Consider the following 23,314-nt stretch of genomic DNA (forward strand, 5'->3'; position numbering starts at 1 on the left):
GCCGCGCCGCGGCGGTCCGGCCTCCGCCCGATCGGGCGCATGAGCAGGCGCAGGGGCAGGCGCAGGGCCGAGGGGATCGGGCGAGGGCGTGACCGCCCGCCACCGGGCCCGCCGGCCCGTCAGAGCGTGGCGAGGACCTTGCCCGCCGTGTCGTACAGCGTGATGCCGCGGATGAAGTCGGCCGTCGGCTCGCCGGTGCCCGCGCCCTCAGGACCGAAGCCCGCTGTCGCGGAGGACAGTTCGGTGGTGGCGTACCAGACGCCCCAGCCGGGCTCGCCCGCCAGTTCCAGCATGGCGGCCCGTACAGTCCTGCCCGTCGCGGTGGTGAGCTCGACACGGGCCGCGTCACGCGTCCCGTAGTAGACGCCGGAGTGGAAGTAGCGGCTGCCCACCGTTTCCGACTGACGGGAGACGCCGGGCGTGTTCAGATCGAGGTTTCCGTCGTTCACGCTGCGGAACTGATCGGGCTGGTCCTCGGTGGACCAGTGCTTGCCGTCCTCGGTCAGCCACACCTGCGCGCCCGGGGCGGCCTTCACCCGCTGACCCGGCCGTACCACGCGGGGCGGTTCCGCGGCGGGGGAGGGCGTCGGCGGGCCCGCGGTCAGTACGGGCACGGGTACGGGTACGGGGTCCGGCGGCGGGTTGCCGTGCAGGGCGACGACGGCCAGCGGACCCAGCAGCAGCCCGCACCCGGCCACCAGCATGGCCGCGTTGCCGCGTCGGCGCCGGGCGCGGCCGGCCCGTTCGATCGCGGCCAGCGGGGCCGGCGAGGGCGTGACGGCGGCGGCGGCCTCGGTGAACGCCTGGCGCAGGGCTTCGTCGTACGCGCCGCGGCAGGCGCGGGGGTGCGTGTCGTCCGGCCGTCGTCCGGCCTCGGAAGCGGGATTCATGAGCGGGCTCCGGTTCCGGCTCCGGTGCCTGGGACGGCTTTGGAGCCAGCTTCCGACTCGGGAAGCCGATGGGCGAGTACGGGATGGGCGCGCAGACTCTCCAGTGCGCGCCGGGCATGGGTCTTGACGGTTCCGACCGAGCAGTTCAGCACCGCGGCCGTCTCCTGTTCGCTCAGGTCCTCCCAGTAGCGCAGGACCACCACCGCACGCTGCCGGGCCGTCAGGGCCGCCAGTGCCTGGGCGAGCGCGGCACGCTCCTCGACATGTTCGGCGTGCCCGGCGTGCCGCCCGTGCACCCGCTCCGGCAGCAGCGGCGTCAGCAGATGGATGACGCGCCGCTTCCGGACCCGGCTGAGGTTGTTGTTGACCAGTGCCCGGCGTACATAGAACTCGACTTCCTCGCGGGGGATGCGCCGCCAGCGCGCACAGACCTTGACGAGGGTGGTCTGCACCAGGTCCTCCGCCTCGTGGAAGTCGCCGGTGAGCAGATGGGCGGCCCGTACGAGGCGGGGCCAGGCCCCGGCGGCGTACTCGGCGAAGTCGTCGTTCGTGTACGGCACAACCGGCGGTCCCTCGGTTCGAGTGGGGAGGAGCTGAAGCGGTGGGCGAGCGGTGGGGGAGCGGCAGGGGCGGGTAGGGGGCGGTGGGCACCGGACGACGGTACGGGTGGGGACCCCGGCTCCCCCGGGACGGCCGAGGTCCCCACCCGGGCTCTCCGTCGCCCGCCGTCCGTCAGAGCGTGGCGAGGACCCTGCCCGCCGTGTCGTACAGGGTGACGCTGCGGATGAAGTCCGGCACCGGCTTGCCGGTGCCCGCGCCTTCGGGACCCCAGAGCTCGGTGACGGAAGGCAGTTCGGTGGTGGTGTACCAGGCGCCCCAGCCGGGCTTGCCCGCCAGCTCCACCATGGCGGCCCGTACGGTCCTGCCCGTCGCGGTGGTGAGCTCGACCCGGGCCGCGGCCCGGCTGCCGTAGTAGACGCCGGAGTGGAAGTAGCGGTTGCCCACCGTTTCCGACTGACGGGAGACGCCGGGCCTGCTCAGGTCCAGGTTTCCGTCGACGACGCTGCGGAACTGCTCACCGACGTCCGGAGTGGACCAGTACTTGCCCTCCTCGGTCAGCCAGAGCCGGACGCCCGGTGCGGCGTGCACCCGCTCGCCGGGAGCGACGACGCGTATGGACGAGGCCTGGGCGGCGGGCCGTACCCCGGCGCCGGACACGGCGGTCGCCTCGGACACGGTGGTCGCCTCGGACACGGTGGTCGTGGCGGCCGGTGCGGACGGTGCCTCGCCCGAGGCCAGGGCGTACGCCGTCGTCGGTACGGCCAGCACCGCCGCCGTGACCGTCGCGGCGGCCAGGTACTTCTTGTTCCGTGTCATGAACGGACAGCTCCTTGTGCTTCGTCGAGTCGAACGGTACGGAGGGCGCCTCTCCACCCCTTCAAACCCCGGTTGTCACGCCGCCGGATGACATGCGCCGCGAACTTTCTCCCTCGCTTCGCCGACCGCCGGACCCCAACGGCCCCCGGACACCGGCGCACAGCCGGCCATTCGCCCCATCAGGGCCATCGGTGCCATCGGTGCGGGGCCGGTCATCGGCGCGTACATGAGCACACAACCGGCACCGGACGTACCGTCAGGCCCGCCTCCCCCGCGCCCTACCGCTCAACTCGGCCCACGCCGCCTTCACTTCGGCCTTCTCTGCCGTCACACTGCCCTCAGCAGGCAACTCCGGCCCAGGTCACCCACCCCCTGTATTGGCTGACCTTTCATCGCTCCGACATCCGCGGACGCTCGACGTGTCGACGAGGGACGGAGAAGCTGAGCCGCGCATGTCAATCAGGCCGTGTGCCCCACGCCACGGTCGATCAGGAGGACGCAGTGAAGAAAAGTCCGCGCATCCGCAAGGTCTCGCTCATCGTCGCCAGCGCCTTCGCGCTGGTCGTCGCCTTGCCGGGCAGCGCTCTCGCCGATCCCCCCAGTGCCTTGCCCGCCAACGCGGACGGACTGGAGCAGACGTTCCAGCCGGCGTACGACTACGACACGGACGGCTGCTACCCCACTCCCGCCATCGGCCCCGACGGAACCATATCCCCCGGACTCAACACCACCGGGGCCGTCAACGGCTCGTGCCGCGACTCCTGGGACCTCGACAACACCAACGGCTACGCACGGTACAAGTGCAACAACGGCTGGTGCGCGATCATCTACGGCCTCTACTTCGAGAAGGACCAGGCCGTGGCCGGCAGCGGACTCGGCGGGCACCGCCACGACTGGGAGCACGTCGTGGTGTGGGTGCAGGACAACGAGGCCAAGTACGTCTCCACCTCCGCCCACGGCAACTTCAACATCTACAACCGTGACCAGATCCGCTGGGACGGCACGCACCCGAAGGTCGTCTACCACAAGGACGGCGCGGGCACGCACTGCTTCCGCCCCGCGAACTCCAACGACGAGCCGCCGGAGAACCACTACCGCGGCTGGCAGTTCCCCCGGCTGGTCGGCTGGAACGGCTACCCCGCGGGGCTGCGCGACAAGCTGAGCCAGGCCAACTTCGGCAGCGCCGTCTTCGGCCTCAAGGACGGCAACTTCAACTATCACCTCGAGCGGGCCAAGCCGGCGGGCATCCCGTTCGACCCCAACGCCTGACGCGCGGGGACCGGAGGGCGGGGCGCCGGATCCACGGCCGCCCCGCCCTCCGGGCGTTCCACCGCCCTCCGGCGTTCCACCCCCCTCCGGCGCCCCTGCCCGTCGTGGGCCGGTCCGACGGAGACCCGGGCCGGCCCGGCCGGAGGGTGCCGGAGGGCGCTTCCGCCGGTGGACGTGATCGCCCGGTCGGCCGTACGGACCGGTGGGCCGGGGCCGATCGGGGGTACCTCGCCAGGGACCGCGTACGGGAACGCGTCACCGGAGACCTGTGACTCCGGGACCTGTTCCCGGATCACGGAACACGGAACACGGACCCCCTCACCCGTCACCCGGAACCCGTCACCCGGAACACGGGCCCCCGAGCCGAAGGAGCCGCAGTGAAGTTCGGTGTATCGACCTTCATCACCGATCAGGGCATCGCGCCGACCGCGCTGGGGCGCGCCGTCGAGGAGCGGGGGTTCGACTCCCTGCTCATCGCCGAGCACAGCCATGTCCCGGTGGAGCGCCGTACCCCCTATCCGGAGGGCGGCGAGCTGCCGGAGAGGTACTACCGCACCCTCGACCCGTTCGTCGCGCTCAGCGCCGCCGCCGCGGTGACCGAACGGATCCTGCTCGGCACGGGCGTCGCCCTGGTGGGTCAGCGGGACCCGATCATCACGGCCAAGGAGGTGGCCTCCCTGGACCTGGTCTCCGGCGGACGGGTGATCTTCGGGGTCGGCATCGGCTGGAACAGGGAGGAGATGGAGAACCACGGCACGGACCCGCGTACCAGGGGCCGTCTCGTGGACGAGCGGCTGCGGGCCATGCGTGAGCTGTGGACGGAGGAGAAGGCCGAGTTCCACGGCGAGTTCGTCGACTTCGCCCCCGTCTACGCCTGGCCGAAGCCGGTCCAGCGTCCCCATCCGCCCGTCTATGTGGGCGGTGGTGAGGCCGCCTTCCCCCGTGTGGCCGCCCTGGGTGACGCCTGGCTGGCGAACAGCGAGACGCCCGAGGACCTGGGGCCGAAGATCGACCGGTTGCGGAGCATCGCGGGCCGGGACGTGCCGGTGACGGTCTACGCGGTGTCGAAGGACCCGGAGAGCATCGAGCGGTACACCCATCTCGATGTGGAGCGGGTGCTGTTCTATCTGCCGACCGAGCCGGACGCCGGGACACTGTCGTATCTCGACGAGTGCGTCGCCGTCGCGGAACGCTTCCGGTGAGCCGTCCGGGACCGCGGTGCCGGGGATGACGGACGAGCGGGCCCGGGAGCGCTTCGTCCGGTCCCGGATCGCCCGTCTCGCGACCACCGACGCCTCAGGCCGTCCGCATCTGGTCCCCGTGGTGTTCGCTCTGACGGGTGACACCCTGGCCTTCGCCGTGGACCACAAACCCAAACGGTCCCTACGGCTGAAGCGGCTGGCCAATATCCGTGCCCACCCGGAGGTCTGCCTCCTCGTCGACGGCTACGACGAGGACTGGGACCGCCTGTGGTGGGCCCGCGCGGACGGCACGGCCGCCGTGCTGCCGCCGGCGGCCGACGGGTCGGCGGCGTCCGCGCGGTACGTACGCCTGCTGACGGAGAAGTACCGGCGGCAGTACGCGGACCGTCCGCCGGAGGGCCCGGTGGTGGAGATCGCGGTCACCCGCTGGTCCGGCTGGCACGCCACCTGACGGGCCGCGCCCCCGGGGAGCCGTGGACGGTTCCCCGGGTGGTCTACGGGCCCGTCGGGGGGAACGGGCCGGGGCCCAGGACGCCCGAGCGGTCCGGGAGGCCCGCCGCGACGCGCAGCCTCGCGAACTCGACCGCCAGGGCCGACGGCGGGTAATGGGCATTGAGGCCGCTCGGGTTGGGCAGCACCCAGACCCGGGTGGTGCCGAGGGTGAGGGGCTGGAGTCCGACGGTCGCGTCGGGGGCGTCGAACGCGGCGCGGTAGCCCGTGACTCCGAGCAGGGCGAGCCAGGCCGGGCGGTGGGCGCGTACCCGTCGGCGCAGACGTCTGCCGCCCTTTGCGTACTCCGGCGCCGTGAGTTCGGCGGCGCGCGCCGTGGGCCGGCGGACGATGCTGGTGATCCCGATCCCGTAGTCCAGCAGCCGGTTCTCCTCCGTGGCGTTCAGCACGCGGGGGGTGAAGCCCGCCCGGTACAGGGCCGGCCACAGCCTGCTGCCGGGTGTGGCGAAGTGATGACCCGCCAGGGCGGACGAGAGACCGGGGTTGATCCCGACGAGCAGGACGGTGAGATCGTCGGCGATCAGATCCGGCAGCCGGGCGCCGCGCGCGGCGTCGAGTTCGGCGCGTGCCGGACGGCGGCCCCGACGCGCCCCGGGGGCGGGGCCCGGCGCTCCGGCCGTCCCGCCGTGACCGTCCGGCGGCCGGTCTCCCGATGCCTGGCTCATCATCGGCTCCGCTCCTCCCGTGGAGACGGAGCCGTCCCCTCAGCGTGTGTGCAGCACGTCGACCGGGTGCCCGTCCCGCCATCGTTCGACCCGCGAGGCGAGTTCCTCGATCGCGGGAACCGAGTGGGGAACGGTCAGCTCCACCGCGGCGTCCCGGCGCTTCCCGCGCCTCTTCGCCCAGGAATCATACGGATAGTCGTCCACATCGACGAACACCCCGGCACCCCGTCGGGGAGCCGTCGGCACATAGGTGCTGCCGGTGTTGTACGGCGCGAGCTGGACCCGGTCGCCGTGCCGCGCCAGGAGGGCGGCCGTATCGATGTGCAGGACCGTCTGCGCCGGCTTCCGGCGGTTCCGGGACGCGTGGAGCAGCGAGTGCAGCCTGCGCGAGCTGAGCCAGAAGAACACACGGCCGTTGAGCGCGTTCAGGAACTGCCGCCGGGTCGTATCAGGGGTCAGGACCTGGTCCAGGAACCGGAGCGGTCGCTGGTCGCGGATCACGGCCGTGCCGTACCGCGGATGCTCGATCGGCACGCTCGACCGGCGCACGTCGGAGAGGATGCTGTGCCGTGTGGCCGGGTCGGGTGCGAACAGATCGACCAGCGCCTCCGTGCTGAGCAGCCCATGGGCCTTGATCGACGGCCACGCGCCGTCCTCCGCCACGTGGTAGACCGTCGGATGTTTCGAGATGAGTTCCTCGCGCCGCATACGCCCCCGCCGTTCCCGCCGCCGAACGAGGAGTTTCCCACGGAAAACGGCGGGGGCGTGGCCGGGGCCCCGCCGGTCCCGGGCCGGGGGCGGCGAGGGCGCGGGTTCCGGCGCGGGTTCCGGCGGACCGGCGAGTCCCCTGGCCCCGCTCAGCTCTTGAGCGGGCCGCCGTTGATCGCGACCCGCTGGCCGTAGCGGGTGAACGGGTAGTAGTCGTATGTCGCGTGGTGCTGCACACAGCGGTTGTCCCAGAACACCAGGGTGTTGGGGCTCCAGCGGACGCGGCAGGTCAGCATGGGGCGACCGGCGATCACCTGGAACAGCATGTCGAGCAGGGCCCGGCTCTCCTCGGACGAGAGCTGCGGGACGCGCGCGGTGTAGGCCTTGTTGACATAGAGAAGCTTGCGATCGGTCTCGGGGTGACGCACCACCAGCGGGTGTTCGCTCCTGGGGGCGACATAGCCCGGGGGCGGGGTGTAGCCCTGGAAGGCGACCAGCCCGTCGTGCACGGCGGTCAGGCCGTCGAGGAAGCCGCGCATGGCCGGTGACAGCATCTCGTAGGCCAGATGCATATTGGCGAACAGGGTGTCACCGCCGCTCCCCGCCTCCGGTATGCGGGTGATGTAGAGCATCGAGCCGAGCGAGGGCTCCGCGTCGGCGGTGCCGTCCGCGTGCCAGCCGTTGCCGGCCACGTTCTCCGCCTCCGGGGTGGTGCTGATCTCCAGGATGTACGGATCGCCCTCCGGCGGCGGGGGATTCACCGGGCGCAGTTCACCGAAGTGGCCCGCGAGGCGCTTGTGCTGCTCCTGGGTGAGGATCTGATCGCGGAAGACCAGGACATGGTGGTCGAGGAACGCCGCCCTCAGATCGCGCAGTTGCTCGTCCGACAGCTCCTCGGAGAGATCGATGCCGGAGACCTCGGCGCCGATGACGGGGGTGATGGAGTCCACCGTGAGGGTGCTGTACTCCTTCCGGGGGCGTGCCGTGATGCGCTGGACGGCATCCAGTTCGTAACTCTCCACGTGTTCCTCCTGTGGTGGTGGGCCGGGCTCCGGCCGGTGGTGCGGGGGATTGGGCCGGGGGGTGAGGGGGGCGGGGCGGGCTGAGAAGGGGGCGACGGGGCAGCGGCGGCGGTCGGCGGGCGGTGCGACGCGTCAGCCGGTCTCGGGAACGTGGTGCGGCACCGCGTTGATCGCCGCGGCCACCGCGTCCACATGGGGCGGCCGGACGATCCCGTAATGCGTGGTGTCGAGCCGGTGCCAGACGCTCGGCTCCGGGAGATGGGGCCGCCACAGCGCCCGCTGTTCCTCCGGTGAGCCGAGCGACGGCAGACCGGTCACCGGCTGTTCCGCCAGCCACAGCCGGGTGGGAGTGGTGGCCAGCGGCCGTACGTGGTGATCGGTCATGCTGCGCAGATTGGCCCGGCAGCACCGGGCGAGCCGTTGCGCGTAGGCCCGCGCCCGCTCACCGGCCGGGGCGTCCCCGCTGTGCCCGAGTTCATTGGCGAACACGGCCTCGAACTGGGTCTCGTCGTACGTCCGGAAGAGCGCCCCGGCGCCGGGCGGCGGCGGGTCGAGCAGATGGAGCGCGTCCGCGGGCCGGCCGGCCGCCTCCGCCTGGACGGCCATCTCCAGGGCGACCCAGGCACCGAAGGACCACCCGGCCAGTTGCCGGCGCCAGACTCCGTCGGGGAACCGGGCGCACAGGGCCGCGTGATAGTGCCGGGCCCGCTCGGCCACCGTCCAGGGCGGCAGCCCGGGGGTCCGCAGCCCGGGGTCGGCGATGAGGGCGACGGTCAGCCGCGGGTCGAGCGCCGACACCAGTGACCGGTAGGACTGGATGTCGCCGCCCACCGGATGCACCAGGCACAGGACGTCGTGCCCCGTGCCCTCCTGCCAGACCTCCAGCGATACGTCCCCGGCCTCCGGCGAGCCGTCGGGGGGCGTCGCGCCGAGCCGCGTCAGGATCTCGGTGAGAGAGACCCGGTGGCTGAGCCAGGACAGTTCGAGTTCGACATCGAAATGCCGCTTCACCTCGCTGATCAGGTCGAGCATGGTCAGCGAGTCGGCGCCCAGGTCGTACAGCGGGACGTCCGGGTCGAGACGGTCCACTCCCAGCCAGGCGCGGAGCCATTCGGTGAGACGCTCGGCCGCCGTGCCGGTGGCGGCGGCCCGGGAGCCCTCGGCCCCGGCCGGAGCCGTGGCACCGGACGTTCCGGTCCGTGCCGGAGCCCCGGCGGACACCGCGACGGATGACGGGACCGTCACCGCCGCCGGGAGCGGCGAGGAGCCGGAGTAGAAGGCACGGGACTCGTCCAGGCCGGTGGTCGAGACGAGGAGCTGCGGCAACTGGAGTCCGACGGCCCGCCCGAACAGCCGCTTGCCCTCGTCCACGGTCAGGCCGACCGCGAGATGCGCCTGATGCCGGGCGTCCGTCCGCAGCGCGCGCACGGCCATACCGCTCTCGCGCCACACATCCCAGTCGACGCCGATCCGTACGGTGGTCTCGGCCTCCCCGGAACGGTGGTGGGCGAAGCCGTCGAGAAGGCCGTTGGAGGCCGCGTAGTCGAACTGGCCGACGCCGCCGAGCAGCGCCGACATCGACGAACAGTAGACCGCGACCGCGGGCCGGTACTCCTCGATCAGCCGCTCCGCCAGCAGCGCGCCTCCCAGTCTGGCCGCTGTCGCGTCGCCCGCCCCGAGGGCGTCGCGCCGGGCTATCAGGCCGCCCGCCGCCACGCCGGCCGCGTGGATCACACTGTCGAGCCGTGAAGTCCGCCGGGAGATCAGGGACATGAGCTCCTCGGGCGGCGACGCGGCCAGGTCGGCCCGGATCAGCTCGACACGGTCGGCCCAGGGCGCCAGCTCCTCAGGCAGTCGTGCGTGCCGGGCCAGGAGCACCACCCGGCCGGCGGTCCGTTCCAGCAGCCAGGCCGCGACGCCGGAGCCGATCCCGCCGGTGCCGCCCAGCACGAGATGGACGCCCTCCCCGGTGGGCAGCGCCGAGGGGGTGGGACCGGCGGAGGACACCGGCCGGGTGATCTGCTCCCACCAGAATCCCCGCCGCAGCGCGAGCTGTCTGGGCAGCCCCGCCACCGCGGGACCCGCGCCGCCGCCGCCGGAGACGCTGGAGGGAGCGTGGGCGTGGACGGGGACGGGGGTGGGTCCGGTGCCGGTGCCGGCGGTGGCGGTGGCGGCCATCAGCGCGGCCAGTGGCGCGGCCCAGTCGTTGAGACCGGCGCCCGGGAGGTCCAGCCAGTGGCCGTCCACCGGGCCCTCCTGCGGGGCCACTTCGGTGACACCTGCCAGCAGTCCCAGCTCGGGCCGCCGCACGGAACCGTCGACCGGTCTCGCCCGGTACGACACCCACCAGGGCCGCAGCCGTGCTGTTCCCGGGCCTTCGGCCACCGCCCGCACCAGGGCGGCCGTGGTGTCCAGACACGCCCAGCGGGCGCGGGCCACCGAGCCGGGGCCGACCGGTCCTTCGACGCCCAGCGGCAGCGCGTGCAGCCAGTCGATGTCCCGCGCACCCGCCTCCGTCAGCGCGTCGAGCAGGCGCCGCAGTGATACGGGATCGGCCGGGTCGACCTCGAAGGCATCGTCCCCGTGCCGGGCGAAGGCGCCGGCGGCGCGGACCCGCACGACCCGCTCGTACACCGCCTCGAAGGCCTGGACGGCGGACGGCTCCACCGGACGGTCCGTCAGCAGCACCAGCGGACGGGGTATCCGTGACGGGGCTTCCACGGTGGCGCGGCGCAGGCGTACCCAGTGGGGCTGGTGCAGCCACTCGGCCTCCGGAAGCCGCCGCGGCCCTTCCCCCGCCATGTCCGCCGGACCGGAACTCTCCGCCGCCCTCGCGGCGCGTACGAAGTCGTGGTCCGCCAGTGCGAAGGCGGGCGCCGGGAAGTCCCACGGTGCCTGTGCGGGCCCCGCCGGCCAGTCGATCCGCCGGCCGGCCAGCCACGCGGCGGCCAGTTCGTCCGCCGGACGCCCCCCGGCGGGGACCGCCGCCGCGTCGGTCGTCCCCTCGCGTGCCCGGTCGCTCCGCGCCGTCGCGCCGTCCGGCGCCGGGCCGGTGAGGGTGTCGGAGACCGGTCCCGGTTCCCCTCCCGATTCCCAGCCCGATGCCGATGCCGCCGTCGTACGCAGCCATTCCACGGCGGCGACCGCGTCCGGGCAGACCGCGGCCATACGATGGCGCCGCGCCGGCCGGCCGGCCTGGAGATGGCGGAGCACCGTCCCGTACTCCTCGGGACGGGCCGCCAGATAGTCGGCGACACGTACGGCATCCGCGCGCAGACCGGTCACGCTGCTGTTCGAGAGCATCAGCAGGCAGTCCGCCGTGGCGGCCGACGCCGTCGACACGGCCGCCTGCGTGGCCGCCGACCCGGCAGATGACGTGGCGGCGGGTGCGGCGCAGGCGCCGGGCCCGGTGCCCGGTCCGTCCGGTTCGAGGACCAGATGCGCGTTGGTGCCGCCGATGCCGAAACTGCTGACGGCGGCCACCCGGTCCCGCCCGGCGGGCCAGGGCCGCGCCCGCGTCGGGATGTAGAACGGCGCCGGGTCGGGGCCGATCTGCGGATTGAGGGCGCGGAAGTCGGCCTGCGGCGGAATGAGCCCGTGGTGGACGCTGAGAACGGCGCGTATCAGTCCGACCACACCGGCCGCCGCCCCGAGATGACCTATCTGGCTCTTGACCGAGGTCAGGGCGCAGCGGCCGGACTCCGTCACGTCGAACGCCTGGCGCAGCGCGCCGACCTCGACCGGGTCGCCCAGCCGGGTGCCGGTGCCGTGTGCCTCGACATAGCCGAGATCGGCTCCGGTCCGGCCGGCGCGCCGCAGGGCCGACCGGATCACCTCGCGCTGGCCGCTGAGCGAGGGCGCGCTGTAACTGAGCTTGTCGGAACCGTCGTTGTTCACCGCCGAGCCGGTGATCACCGAATACACCGTGTCACCGTCGCGCCGGGCCTGTTCCAGGGGCTTGAGCACCACCACGCCGACACCGCTGGCGCCGATGGTGCCGCTCGCGTCGTCGCTGAAGGCCCGGCAGTGCCCGTCCACGGAGAAGATGTGCTGCGGGCGGTAGCGGTAGCCGTCGGTCAGCTCCGTGTCGACCAGCACCCCGCCCGCCAGCATCACCTCGGCGTCGCCCTGGCGCAGCAGGGCGGTGGCGAGATGGACGGCGACGAGCGAACTGGCGCAGGCCGCCTGGGCGGTGAAGGCCGGGCCGGTCAGCCCGAGGTGGTAGGCGGCCTTGGTCGCGAGGAAGTCCTTCTCGTGGTGGAGGGCCAGCCGGAAGCCGTCGGGCAGCTCCGCGGGATCCGCCTCGCGCAGCATGGCCTGGAAGTAGGTGCTCTCCCCGGCCCCGGCGATCAGGCCGACGCGCCGCGGGGACGGATCGGCGATCCCGGCGTGCGCGAGCGCGTCGGAGCAGCTCATCAGCAGATGCCGCTGCTGGGGATCCATCAGCCGGGCCTCCTGCCGGCTGATGCCGAAGTGGTCCGGGTCGAAGGCCAGCAGCCCGTCCATCTGGCTGCGCGCCCCCACGACGCCGTCGGGAGCGTCGAAGTGCTCGATGCCCCGGCCGCCGGCCTTCACCATCTCCCAGAACGCGGAGAGATCGGCGGCGCCGGGCAGCCGTACGGCCATGCCGATGACGGCGATCGGCTCGTCCGCCGGGGGGGCGAGGCTCCTCACGGCACGGCTCACGGTGGAACGGTCCACGGTGGAACGGTCCACGGCGGAACGGTCCACGGCGGCGGGTCCGGCCGCGCCGTCCCGTTCGACCGGGCCGTCCGGCGCCGTGGAGGTCCGGTCCGTACCGTCCGGCGGCGTCGAGGTCCGGTCCGTACCGTCCGGCGGCGCCGCGACCCGGTCCGTACCCTCCGGGGCGGTCGGTGTCCCCCCGTCCAGGAAGCGGGCCAGCGCGCGTACCGTGACATGCTCGAACAGGTCGGCGACGGTGAAGCGCAGCCCGAGTTCGGTGGTGCAGCGCAGATGGAAGCGCATCAGTCCCAGACTCGACGCACCGGCCTCGAAGAAGGTCTGGTCGCGTCCGATGGGGGAGCCGGTCACCGACTCGAACGCCTCGGACAGCCGCGCCTCGTGCTCCGGCAGCGGGGGCACGGCGGCGGATCCCCGGCGCAGTTCCTCGCCCGGGGCCCGCAGAGCACGCTTGCGGTCGAGTTTGCCGCTGGGCGTCAGCGGCAGTGCGGTCAGCCGCCGGAAGCGGCCGATCCGTACGTACGGCGGCAGCAGGGGGGCCAGATGGGCCGCGAGCGCCCCGGCCTCCGGTGCCTCCCCCCGGCACTGGAGGCAGGCCACCAGCTCCTCGCCGTCACGCACCACCACGGCGTTGACGATCTCGGGATGCCGCAGCAGGGCCGCCTCGACCTGGCCCAGTTCCAGCCGGTGACCGCTGAGCTTGATCTGCTGGTCGTCCCGGCCCGTGTAGTGCAGCAGGCCCTGCCGGTCGAAGTACGCCCGGTCGCCGCTGCGGTAGAACAGCCCGAGTCCCGGCAGTTCGACGAAGCGTGTGCCGTTGAGCGCCGGGTCACCCAGATAGCAGCGGGCGGTCATCGTGCCGCCGATCAGCAGTTCACCGGTGCACCCCGGCGGTACGGCCTCGTCCCACTCGTCCACCACGCGCAGCACCGCGCCCGCGATCGGCCGGCCGATGGCCGGACGCTCCGGCCACCGCGCCGGGTCGCCTTCGAGGCAGAGGCCGCTCACCACATGCGTCTCGGTCGGGCCGTAGTGGTTGAAGAGCCGGGCCCCGGGCATGCCCGCGAACCAGCGGCGGATGGCGTCGGTGCACACGAGCTGCTCTCCGGCGGTCACCACCTCCCGCAGCCGCGAGGGACGGCGGCCCAGATGGACGGCGTGCTCGGCGAGAAGCTGGAGGGCCACATACGGCATGAAGACGCGCTCGACGCCCGCCGTGTCGAGCTGCTCCAGCAGCGCCGGGGCGTCCTGCCGCCACTCCGGACGCACCAGACGCAGACAGCCGCCGCCGCAGAGCGTGCCGAAGATCTCCTGGAAGGACACGTCGAAGGACAGCTTGGAGAACTGCTGGGTGAGGGCGGGCGCCGCCAGACCGCCCGACTCCGCCTGCCACTGGAGCAGATTGCACAGGGTGCGGTCGGACACCCGCACGCCCTTGGGGGTGCCGGTGGACCCCGAGGTGAACAGGGTGTAGAGCGGACGCGCGCCCCGGTGCGGCGGCAGCGGCGCCACGGACGGTACGGGTGCGCCGGCGGCCGGCAGCGTGACCGTGTGGCGTACGACACCGCCCGGGTCGACGGCGTCGAACGCCGCCCCGCCGCCGGGGGGCAGCAGGACGCAGAGCGGCTCCACCTGCTCCAGGATCTGACGCAGCAGTCCTGGCGGGTACGACGGGTCCAGCGGCACGATGGTCAGATTGAGCCGGGCCAGCGCCAGGAGCGCCACCACATGCTCGGCGGAGGGCTCGAAGTGCAGCGCGACGCCGCACGGGCGGTCGTCCTCCGCCGGCAGCGGATGTCCCGCCCGCAGCTCGGCGGCCAGGGCCGCCGCGTGCGCGTCGAGTTCGGCGTAGGTGTAACCGGCGGAGCCGTCGGCGGACAGCAGGGCCGGCGCGTCCGGTGTCAGCGCGACCTGACGCGCGAAGCCGTCGGCCACCGTCGTCCACGCCGGATCGGCCGGTGTGCCACGGCCGTGGTCGGGCAGACCGCTCCGGTACGGTGCCGCCAGCTCGGCGGGGGTCGCCGTGAACCCCTCGGTGAGCAGGTCCAGGCCCCGCAGGAACAGCCCGGCCATCGCCTCGGTCCCGGCGGCGTCGAAGCGGTCGTCCGCGTACTCCCAGAGGCAGTCGAAGCCGTCCGTGTGCTCGACCACGGTGAGCGTCATCGGGCACTTGGCCTCGGCGGGCGCCCACCACAGGGGCCGCGAGGCACAGCCCGGCAGTGCCAGCGCGCCGAAGTCGGTGTTCTCCAGGACGAACAGGAAGTCGAACGGTGTCGTCCCCGCGCCCGTCGCCCCGTCGGACAGCACATCGGCCAGCGCCACGTCCTGGCGCTCCAGCACCTCCCGCGCCCCGGCGCCCAGCCGCAGCGCCTGGGCGCGCAGATCCTCGTGCGGTGCGACCGTCAGCGGAAGCAGGACGGTGTTGGCGAACATGCCGACGCTGGCGTCGAACTCCTCCACCGGCCGGTTGGCCACGGGACCCGCCACCCGGGGCCGGGTCAGACCGGTCACCCCGTACAGGCTCCACGCGAAGACACCGAGCAGGAGCTGAAAGCGCGTCAGATCGAGTTCGGCGCAGAGCCGGTCCACGGCGGCGCGCCGTGCGGCGTCGAGCGAGGTGCGCAGCAGCCGTCCCTCGGGGAAGGGCCGGGAGCCCGCCGGCGGCAGGGGCTGCGCCTCCTCGTCCAGCCCGGCGTAGTGGGCGCGCAGCTCGCCGCGCTGGGCCAGATAGGCGGGACGGGTGAACCAGTCGGCCTGCCAGGCGGCGTAGTCGAGCGGGGTGGGCGCGGGTCCGGCGGCCGCCGCTTCCGCGCGCCCGGGGGCGTCCGCCGCCTCAAGGGTGTCGGCGCGCCCGGGGGCGTCCGCGACCGCGAGGGCGTCGGCGTAACCCTCCGACAGATCCCGCAGAAGGAGCGTGACCGACCAGCCGTCGACCGCGATGTGGTGCAGACGCAGCAGCAGCACCCCGCCCCCGCCCCCGTCCCGTGGCAGCCAACTCGCTCCCAGCATCCGGGGCCGCGCCAGATCGAAGCCCTCGGCGAAGAACCGGTCGGCGAAGGCCCGTCCGCCGGACTCGCCGCCGACGGCGTCCCTGTCCGGTTCGGACCAGGGGTCGTACGGCTCGCCCACCACCTGGAGCAGGCCCTCGGGCGCCGCCTCGAAGGCGGTACGCAGAGCCGCGTGACGTTCCACCAGCCGTCGCAGCGCGCGCCGCAGCGCGTCCACGTCGACCGTGCCGTCCAGCCGGAAGGTCAGTCCCACGTTGTAGGCCGTGGAGTCCGGTGAGCGCTGTTGCAGCAGCCACAGACGCTGTTGCTCACTGGTGGCGGGTGCGCGCCACGCCCCCGAGGGGGCGGCGGGCACCGGATAGGGCGAGTCGCCCGAGGTTCTCGCCCGGTCGATCGCCTCGGCCATTCCGGCGAAGTCGCCGTGCAGGACAAGGGCCTGGGGCAGCTCGCACCCCCAGCGCCGCCGCACCTCGAAGCGCAGCCGCAGCGCCTTCAGCGAGTCGCCGCCGACGGCGATCCAGCGGTCGCCGAGCCGCGGTCGCGGAGTGCCGAGTACCTCTCCGGCCAGGGCGAGCACCTCACGCTGCCATCCGGTGGCGGCGCGCTCCTCCTCGTCCGGGGGCCGCCAGGGCCGCTCGTCGAGCCGCAGCAGGGCGGCCTCGTCGACCTTCCCGTTCGCGTTGCGCGGGAGCGCCTCGACGAGATGGATGTGGTGGGGCCGCATATAGGCCGGCAGCCCGGCCGCGAGATGGCGGTCGAACGCGTCGTACGACAGTGGGCCGTCGGGCACCACATACGCCAGCAGCTCGTTGGGCCCGTGCTCCTCGTCGCGGCGGGCGCACACATATGCCTGGCGCACCGCGGGATGGGTGACGATCCACTGTTCCAGCTCGCCCGGCTCGATACGGAAGCCCCGCACCTTCACCTGGCGGTCCGCCCGCCCGACGTACTCGATGAGCCCGTCGGCGTCGGCCCGTACGAGATCACCGGTCCGGTAGTGGACCCGGCGCCCGCCGTCGTGCCAGGGGAGCCGGACGAAGCGGCGCTCGGTCTCCTCGGGCAGACCGAGGTACCCGGCGGCGAGGCCGTCGCCGCTCAGCAGCAGCTCGGCCACCTCGCCGGGGGCCGCCGTGCGGGTGGTGCCGGGGACGACCAGCAGGGTGCCGGTCTCCGGCAGCGCCCGCCCGATCGGCACCACGCCCGCGTCGAAGTCACGCGGGATCGGGTGGGACACGGCGAAGGTGGTCGTCTCCGTCGGACCGTAGGCGTTGTGGAGCTGGGTGGAACTCGACGCGTTGTGGCGGTACCAGCGGCTGACCAGGCGCGCGTTGAGGCGTTCGCCGCCGATCAGGACCTGACCGACCCCGGCGAAGCAGTCGGGCACGGTCTGGACGACCGCGTTGAACAACGCCGTCGTGAGGAACATCGTGTCGATGCGCAGCCGCAGCAGCGCGGCCGCCAGGGTGTGCGGCGACTGGACGGTCTCGTCGTCGAGGATCACACAGCAGCCGCCGGTCAGCAGGGGCACCCAGACCTCGAAGCTCAGCGCGTCGAAGGCCGGGTTGGACAGGCAGGCGAAACGCGCGCCCTCCGCCAGCCGGACATAGCCCGGCCGGGCCAGTCGCAGGATGCCCGCGTCCCGTACCTCGACGCCCTTGGGACGGCCCGTGGTGCCGGAGGTGTAGAAGACGAAGGAGACGGGTGCGCCGGTGAACGGCGTTTCGTGGGGGGCCTGTTCATCCGGTCCCGCCGTGAGCAGGCCGTCCACCGCGAGCAGGCCGTCCACCGGGAGTGGCCGTACGCCCTCCGGCAGGGCGTCGGGCGCGGTCCCGCCGTGGATCACCGCCACGGCGGCCGAGTCGGTGAGGATGTGACGGAGCCGCTCCGGCGGGCTCTGGGTGCCGAGCGGTACGACCCGGGCGCCCAGCCGCAGGATGCCGAGCATGGCGCAGACCAGTTGCCAGGAGCGCGGCAGAGCGACCGCGACCGCCTCGCCCGGCCGTACACCGTCCCGGCGCAGCGCGTGGGCGACCGTGGCGCTCGCGGCGTCGAGAGCGGCGTAGTCGAGCCGCCGGTCGCCGTCGACGAGCGCGGGGGCGGCCGGGGTGCGCAGGGCCTGTTCGTGCACCGCCCGCGCCAGTCCGGTGGCCGGGTGAGCGGCGGGGAGGCCGGTTGTTCCGGATCGCATCATGCCTCCAGCGCGGCGGACGGGCGGGCCTGCTGTGCGGCGCCGGGCGGCAGGGCGTCGGAGTCTCCCCCGCCGGGCTCTCCCCTGCCGGGGCCTTCCCCACCGGGGCCTTCCCCGCCGGGCCGTCCGGTATCGGGGGGCGCGGCTCCCGGCGGGTCCGTCTCCGGCTCCCGGCCGCCCGTCTCGGCGGCGCCCGGTGGTACGGCGCCCGGATCCCCGGCGCCCGGGGGGACAGCGGCGGGGGCCGGCATCCGGGCCAGTTCCGCCGCGATCAGTTCCGCCACCCGAGGCACCTCGTCGCTCTCCAGCAGGTCCCAGTGGCCGCAGTTCACCGGCTCGACCGCGAAACCGCCGCCGGCCCGCCGCTCCCAGAAGGCGCGCACCCCGGCCCCGTCCTCGCTGTCGGTTCCGTCCCCGGCGGCCTGTACGAACACCAGCCGGGCGGGCGACGCCGGGACCGCGTAGTCACGGGCGGTCATCCGGTTGTGGTTGTAGACACGGAAGTACCGGTCGATCTGGTCGTCCTCGATACCGGGGTACATCCCGTTGAACCTGACCAGCTTCTCGCGGAACTCGGACGCCTCGACCGGCCCGATCGCGGCGCGCTCCGCGGGGTCCTCCGTACCGTGGGTGTCGAGCAGGACCACACTCACCCGGCTGTGTCCGGCGAGCGCCAGCCGGCGCCCCATCTCATGGGCGATCAGCCCGCCGTACGAGAGTCCGCACAGCACCAGTGACTCGTCGGGCCGTGGGCCGACGGCTCGCAGATACTCCTGCGCCATGGCCTCGACCGTCGGCAGCGGGGTCTCCCCGGCGTTGACACCGGGCGACTGGATCCCCTGGACGCCGATGTCCTCGGGCAGCGCCGCGGCCAGGGAGAGATAGCAGAAGGCGGTGCCGCCCGCCGGATGGACACAGACGACGCGCCGACGGCCGTCCCCCTCCCGGAACTCGATGAGATCGCCCCCGGCCCGGTCCGACGCGCCCTTCCTGAGCCGCTCGGCCAGCGCCTCGATGGTCGGGTGCAGCATGATGTCCCGGATCGGCAGCGTCTCGCCGAACTCCTCACGGACCGCGTGGGCCAGCTTGATCGCGGAGATCGAGGTGCCCCCGAGGTCGAAGAAGTTGTCGGAGACGCCGATACCGGGATGGAGCAGCAGCCGCCGCCAGATCCGGTACAGGGCCATCTCGACGTGGTCGCGCGGACTGGCCGTGTTGACCTGGGCGGGCAGCGCGGCCCTGGCCCGCTCCAGCAGCGCCGCGCGGTCCAGTTTGCCGTTGCGGCTCAGCGGCAGCCGGGGAAGTTCGACGAAGACCGCGGGGATCATATGGTCCGGCAGCCGCTCCGAGAGCGCCGCGCGCCACTCGTGCGGTGACCTGGGGGCCGCGCCGTCCCGGCCGATGCCCGCCACCAAGCGCGGCTCGCCGGGGCCCTCCCGGTCGGCCATCACGGCCGCCTCCCGTACACCGGGCAGTGCCAGCAGCGCCGCCTCGACCTCGCCCGGCTCGATACGGAAGCCCCGCAGTTTGAGCTGGTCGTCGCGGCGGCCCACGTACTCGGCGTTGCCGTCCGGGAGCCAGCGGGCCAGATCGCCCGTGCGGTACACCTGCTCACCCGGCACGAAGGGGTCGGGAAGGAACCGTTCGGCCGTCAGATCCGGCCGGTGCAGATAGCCGCGGGCCAGACTCGCGCCCCCGACATACACCTCGCCCGCCACCCCGGCCGGTACCGGCCGCAGCCGCTCGTCCAGCAGATAGAGACGGGTGTTGTCCAGCGGGCGGCCGATCGGGCACTGCCGGTCCACGGGCCCCGGATCGGTGTAGGCGGTGGTGTAGAGCGTGGTCTCCGTCGGGCCGTAGCCGAAGCAGATACGCAGTCCCGGCAGGGCCTGCCCCATCCGGTACAGCGCCCGCTCGGGAAGTGACTCCACGCCGGTCAGCAACTGACGCAGCGCCAGCCCCGCCAGGCGGGTGCCGGGATCCTCGTCGATCCATTTGACATAGGACGGCGGCAGGAACGCCTGGGTGATCCGGTGCTCATGCATCCAGCCCATCAGCAGTTCGGGGTCGCCGCGCAGCTCGTCGGGGACGAGATGCAGCGCCGCACCGGTGGTGAGGGGCATGAGGATCTCGTGCACCGAGGCGTCGAAGCCGATGCTCGACCAGAACGACGCCGCCTCGCCCGGCGCCTCCCCGAAGCGGGCCAGCCAGTGGTCGAAGAGGTTGGTGACGCTCGCGTGGGTCACCGCCACCCCCTTGGGGCGGCCGGTCGAGCCGGAGGTGTAGATCACATAGGCGGGATGCGACGGCTGGACCGCCACCCCGGGGGCGTCGTCGCGCGATCCCCGCGCCTCGACCGCCGCCAGATTCTCCCAGCCCTCGGGCGGCAGGCCGGCATCGCTCAGCACGAGGACCGGTACGGCGTCCTCCACCATCGACGCCAGCCGCTCGGCGGGCTGACCGGGATCGAGCGGCAGCCAGGCGGCGCCCGCCTTGAGGATGCCGAGGACACCGACCACCAGATCCGCCGACCGGGTGGCGTGCAGGCCGACCACCTGGTCGGGACCGGCCCCCCGGGCGATCAGGGCGTGTGCCAGCCGGTTGGCACGCCGCTCCAGGGCCGCGTAGTCGAGCTGTTCGGTACCGCTGACGAGGGCGGGGCCGCCGGGACGGGCGCGTACCTGGGCCTCGAAGCGCTCGACCAGGCCCTCCGGCCGGGACGACGGCCGTTCCACGGTCCGTCCGACGCCGCTCCAGCCCGTCAGCAGTTCCCGTTGCTCCCGCGCGTCCATGAGAGCCAGGTCCGCGACCTCATGGCCGGGCCGCTCGGCCATCTGCGACAGCACCCGTGTCAGACAGCCCGCGTAGCGTTCGACCGTCCGCCGGTCGAACAGGGCGGTGGCGTAGTCCAGATCACCGACCACACAGCCGTTCTCCTCGGTCAGCGCCAGCACCAGGTCGAACTTGGCCGGGGCGTGCGGTACGAGGAGCGGTTCCACCTCGACATCCGTCAGATCCAGCCGCTCCCGCAGCGAGGGGACCCAGGCGAACATGGTCTGGAACAGCGGGGTGTGGGCGGTACTGCGCGGCGGGTTGACCAGTTCGACCACGCGCTCGAACGGCAGGTCGACATGGTCGAGGGCGCCCCGCAGAGCGGCGCGTACCCGCCGCAGCATCTCCGTTCCCGTCGGCGAGCCCGACAGATCGGCCCGTACCGCCAGGGTGTTGACGAAGAAGCCCACCAGCTCCGAGACATCGCCGCGTCCGCGGTTCGCCGTGGGGACTCCGACAACGATGTCCGACTGGCCGGTCAGCCGGGACAGCACCACGGACCAGCCGGTCAGGATCGTGGAGTAGAGGGTGACGCGCTGCTGCCGGGCGAGGTCCTTGAGCGCCCTCGTGAGGCCGGCGTCGAGGGACAGCCGTACCCGGCCGCCCCGGAAGTCCTGCTCGGCCGGTCGTGGCCGGTCGGTCGGCAGTTCCAGCAGCGGCGGGGCATCGGCCAGCGCCGTTGTCCAGTAGGCGGCCTGCGCGGCGGGTTCGGCACCGGACATCCACTGCCGCTGCCAGCGGGTGTAGTCGGAGTACTGCCAGGCCAGCGGCGGAAGACCGGGCTCCTCGCGGTGGAGGAAGGCGTGGTAGAGCGCGCCGAGATCCCGGAGCAGGAGATCCCTGGAGCGGCCGTCGAACACGATGTGATGCACCGTCAGAAGCAGGATGTGATGGTCCGTGTCCAGGATGAGCAGCCTGCCGCGCGCCAGCGGGGCCCGGCTCATGTCGAACGGTACGGAGGACTCCTCACGCTGCCGGAGGGCGAGCCGTGCGTCGGTGTCCCGGCAGCCGGTCAGATCCTCCACCGTGAGGGCGAAGCCGGTGTCCGGCGGATCGATCCGCTGGTACGGCTCGCCCCCCTCGGACACCAGACGGGTGCGCAGCGTCTCGTGCCGGGCGGTCAGCGCGTCGAGCGCGCGGACCAGCGTCGCGCGGTCCAGCGGACCCCGCAGCCGGAAGCCCATCGGCTCGTTGTACGCCTCGCTGGCACCGCCCATCTGTGCCAGGACCCAGAGCCGCTGCTGCGTCCACGACAGTGGCGGGGGTGTTCCGCTCTCCGCCGGCGGTCCGTCCGTGTGCGGAGCCGGTACCGCGTGAGGCGGTGTGGTGGTGGTGCTGTGAGAACCGCGTATCGCCGACAAGACCAGCCCTTTCCCCTGGGGGAGGCTCAGTACGGAGTGGGGGATCACCGGGGGCGCCGTCCTCCCGGGACGGGCGCGAAGGAAGTAGGCGCGAAGGAAGTGGGGGCGGGTGCAGTGGAGAGAGTGGGGGTGGTGGAGAGGATGGGGTGGTGGGGGCGGTGGAAGACCCCGGAGGGCATGCGGGTGCCCCCGGGCAAGGCGGACATCGTTGTCGCGCCCCGGTGTCCAAGTGGCCCGCTCGTCGTGGTCGGCGCCGGTGCCGATGGCCGCGCCGGTACGGATGCCGGTGCCCGCGTGGCCGCGCACGGGCGGTCGTCCTCGTACGGCGTCACCGACGGGGGTGGGGGAGATGTCGGGCCGGGGACCGTATCGGTGGTGGGGCGTACCGGCCGGCCCGGTCACGGACCTTGATGCCGGGCGGAATCCGGCGATGCCCGGTGAAGACGGGTGAGGACGGGTGAGGGCCGGTCGGACGACTGGGGGAAACGGGGGTCGGAGGATTCGATCTTGTTACGGATGCCGGCGAGGCTGTCCGAGGCCGGTGCGAGGGATGTCTTCCGTCCTGTGTCCGGTCCGCCGCGGGTACCGGCTGCCTACGCTGCTCCTCTCACCATGCCGCACGGGTGGGCTCTCCCGGGGGCGGCCGCTCCGTGCGCTCCGCATCAGGACGTCCCACACGCATGCTCTCGCCCCTCGACCAGCCGGTTCGCTCGGTACGCGACGTGCTTCACTTGCGTCTCTCACGTCCTTCGCATCAGGCTGCTGATGATGATTGGACAACTCTTCAGCGCTGTCAATGGCGGCCTGAAGTACGGCAGTTGGCCGGATACGACGGGTGATGTTTCAGCGGCGGGGCCCTTGTGGCACCTGCGTCGACAGCCCCACGGACGGTGACTCTCCGGTGTCCATGGCCGGATTCCCCGCCCCTGAGTCCGGCCCGGCGCCGTCCGGTGTCCGGGTTCTCCCTCGTGTCCCGCGAGTGGGGAACGTCACGCGTTCCGCTTTCCGCCCGGAGCGGCACGGTCCGGCCCCGGTCGGGTGCCGGGATCACGGAGCACGACGGACCGGGTGCCGGTGCCCCGTCCCGGTGGGTTGATGGCGCGTGCGGCCGTACGGGTGACGGGAACTGCGGGACCGCTCCCGGCGGAGCAGTATGGAGCCACCGGCGCGAAACACCGGAATCGCGCAGCCCGCGCCGAAGGGCCGCCAGCCCGTGCCGAAGGGCCATGGGAGAGAGGCAGGGAGCCATGACGACCGCACACGCTCCTCATTCCGACCACCCGCACCACCACGGTGAGGGCTGCGGACATGTCGCCGTGCCGCACGAGAGCCATGTCGACTACGAGCACGACGGCCATATGCACCGCGTCCACGCGGATCATGTGGACGAGTGCGAGCACGAAGGACACACCGCCCACGGTGAGCACCCGCACCGCCACGGTGAGGGGTGCGGGCATGTCGCCGTGCCGCACGACGGCCATGTCGACTACGTGCACGACGGCCACCGGCACGCCGGCCACGACGGGCACTGGGACGACCACTGAACCCTGGCCCCGATGAGCCGTGACGCCCGGTGTCCGC

The 23,314-nt window shown here is 73.0% G+C and carries 12 protein-coding genes; 4 read left to right on the forward strand and 8 right to left on the reverse strand.

Going from position 1 to position 23,314, the window contains the following annotated elements; translation table 11 throughout:
• Positions 1 to 119 precede the first annotated feature (119 nt).
• The 3 genes from ACFYYH_RS30465 to ACFYYH_RS30475 all read right to left on the reverse strand — a co-directional run bounded on the left by ACFYYH_RS30465 (position 120) and on the right by ACFYYH_RS30475 (position 2,267).
• The gene (locus tag ACFYYH_RS30465) at positions 120 to 890 is read right to left on the reverse strand and encodes a hypothetical protein (RefSeq protein WP_388557766.1); all 771 of its coding nucleotides are present in this window, start codon (positions 888 to 890) and stop codon (positions 120 to 122) included.
• A complete protein-coding gene (locus tag ACFYYH_RS30470) occupies positions 887 to 1,450 on the reverse strand; it encodes a SigE family RNA polymerase sigma factor (RefSeq protein WP_388557769.1) in 564 nt (187 codons plus the stop codon). Before ACFYYH_RS30470 ends, ACFYYH_RS30465 begins: the two co-directional genes overlap by 4 nt.
• Before the next feature lie 172 nt (positions 1,451 to 1,622).
• Entirely contained in the window at positions 1,623 to 2,267 is a 645-nt protein-coding gene (locus tag ACFYYH_RS30475) for a hypothetical protein (RefSeq protein ID WP_388557772.1), read from the reverse strand.
• Positions 2,268 to 2,768: 501 nt separating this feature from the next.
• On the opposite strand from ACFYYH_RS30475, the gene ACFYYH_RS30480 reads away from it, so the two are divergent.
• The 3 genes from ACFYYH_RS30480 to ACFYYH_RS30490 all read left to right on the forward strand — a co-directional run bounded on the left by ACFYYH_RS30480 (position 2,769) and on the right by ACFYYH_RS30490 (position 5,189).
• On the forward strand, positions 2,769 to 3,536 hold the full coding sequence (locus ACFYYH_RS30480; protein WP_388557774.1) for an NPP1 family protein: 768 nt from the start codon (positions 2,769 to 2,771) through the stop codon (positions 3,534 to 3,536).
• Between the two features lie 377 nt (positions 3,537 to 3,913).
• On the forward strand, positions 3,914 to 4,738 hold the full coding sequence (locus ACFYYH_RS30485; protein ID WP_388557776.1) for an LLM class F420-dependent oxidoreductase: 825 nt from the start codon (positions 3,914 to 3,916) through the stop codon (positions 4,736 to 4,738).
• Positions 4,739 to 4,763: 25 nt separating this feature from the next.
• Positions 4,764 to 5,189 (forward strand): TIGR03668 family PPOX class F420-dependent oxidoreductase, encoded by a 426-nt coding sequence (locus tag ACFYYH_RS30490; RefSeq protein ID WP_388557779.1) that lies wholly within the window; start codon positions 4,764 to 4,766, stop codon positions 5,187 to 5,189.
• A 43-nt stretch (positions 5,190 to 5,232) separates the two neighbouring features.
• Here ACFYYH_RS30490 and mug read toward each other — a convergent pair whose 3' ends face one another.
• The 5 genes from mug to ACFYYH_RS30515 form a co-directional block, all read right to left on the reverse strand.
• On the reverse strand, positions 5,233 to 5,916 hold the full coding sequence (gene mug / locus ACFYYH_RS30495) for a G/U mismatch-specific DNA glycosylase (RefSeq protein WP_388557782.1): 684 nt from the start codon (positions 5,914 to 5,916) through the stop codon (positions 5,233 to 5,235).
• A 36-nt stretch (positions 5,917 to 5,952) separates the two neighbouring features.
• Entirely contained in the window at positions 5,953 to 6,621 is a 669-nt protein-coding gene (locus ACFYYH_RS30500; RefSeq protein WP_388557785.1) for a DUF7002 family protein, read from the reverse strand.
• A gap of 149 nt (positions 6,622 to 6,770) precedes the next feature.
• Positions 6,771 to 7,643 carry a TauD/TfdA dioxygenase family protein gene (locus tag ACFYYH_RS30505; RefSeq protein WP_388557787.1) on the reverse strand — a complete coding sequence of 291 codons (873 nt, stop codon included), beginning with the start codon at positions 7,641 to 7,643 and terminating at the stop codon, positions 6,771 to 6,773.
• A gap of 132 nt (positions 7,644 to 7,775) precedes the next feature.
• On the reverse strand, positions 7,776 to 17,540 hold the full coding sequence (locus ACFYYH_RS30510) for an amino acid adenylation domain-containing protein (RefSeq protein WP_388557790.1): 9,765 nt from the start codon (positions 17,538 to 17,540) through the stop codon (positions 7,776 to 7,778).
• Positions 17,540 to 21,733 carry an amino acid adenylation domain-containing protein gene (locus ACFYYH_RS30515; RefSeq protein ID WP_388557793.1) on the reverse strand — a complete coding sequence of 1,398 codons (4,194 nt, stop codon included), beginning with the start codon at positions 21,731 to 21,733 and terminating at the stop codon, positions 17,540 to 17,542. The genes ACFYYH_RS30510 and ACFYYH_RS30515 overlap by 1 nt, the downstream gene beginning before the upstream one ends.
• A gap of 1,247 nt (positions 21,734 to 22,980) precedes the next feature.
• Between ACFYYH_RS30515 and ACFYYH_RS30520 the strand changes: the two genes are divergently transcribed.
• Complete coding sequence (locus tag ACFYYH_RS30520; RefSeq protein WP_388557795.1) at positions 22,981 to 23,277, forward strand: hypothetical protein; 297 nt, start codon at positions 22,981 to 22,983, stop codon at positions 23,275 to 23,277.
• Positions 23,278 to 23,314 lie beyond the last annotated feature (37 nt).

The organism is Streptomyces sp. NPDC002018 (assembly GCF_042890865.1).
Lineage (GTDB): Bacteria > Actinomycetota > Actinomycetes > Streptomycetales > Streptomycetaceae > Streptomyces.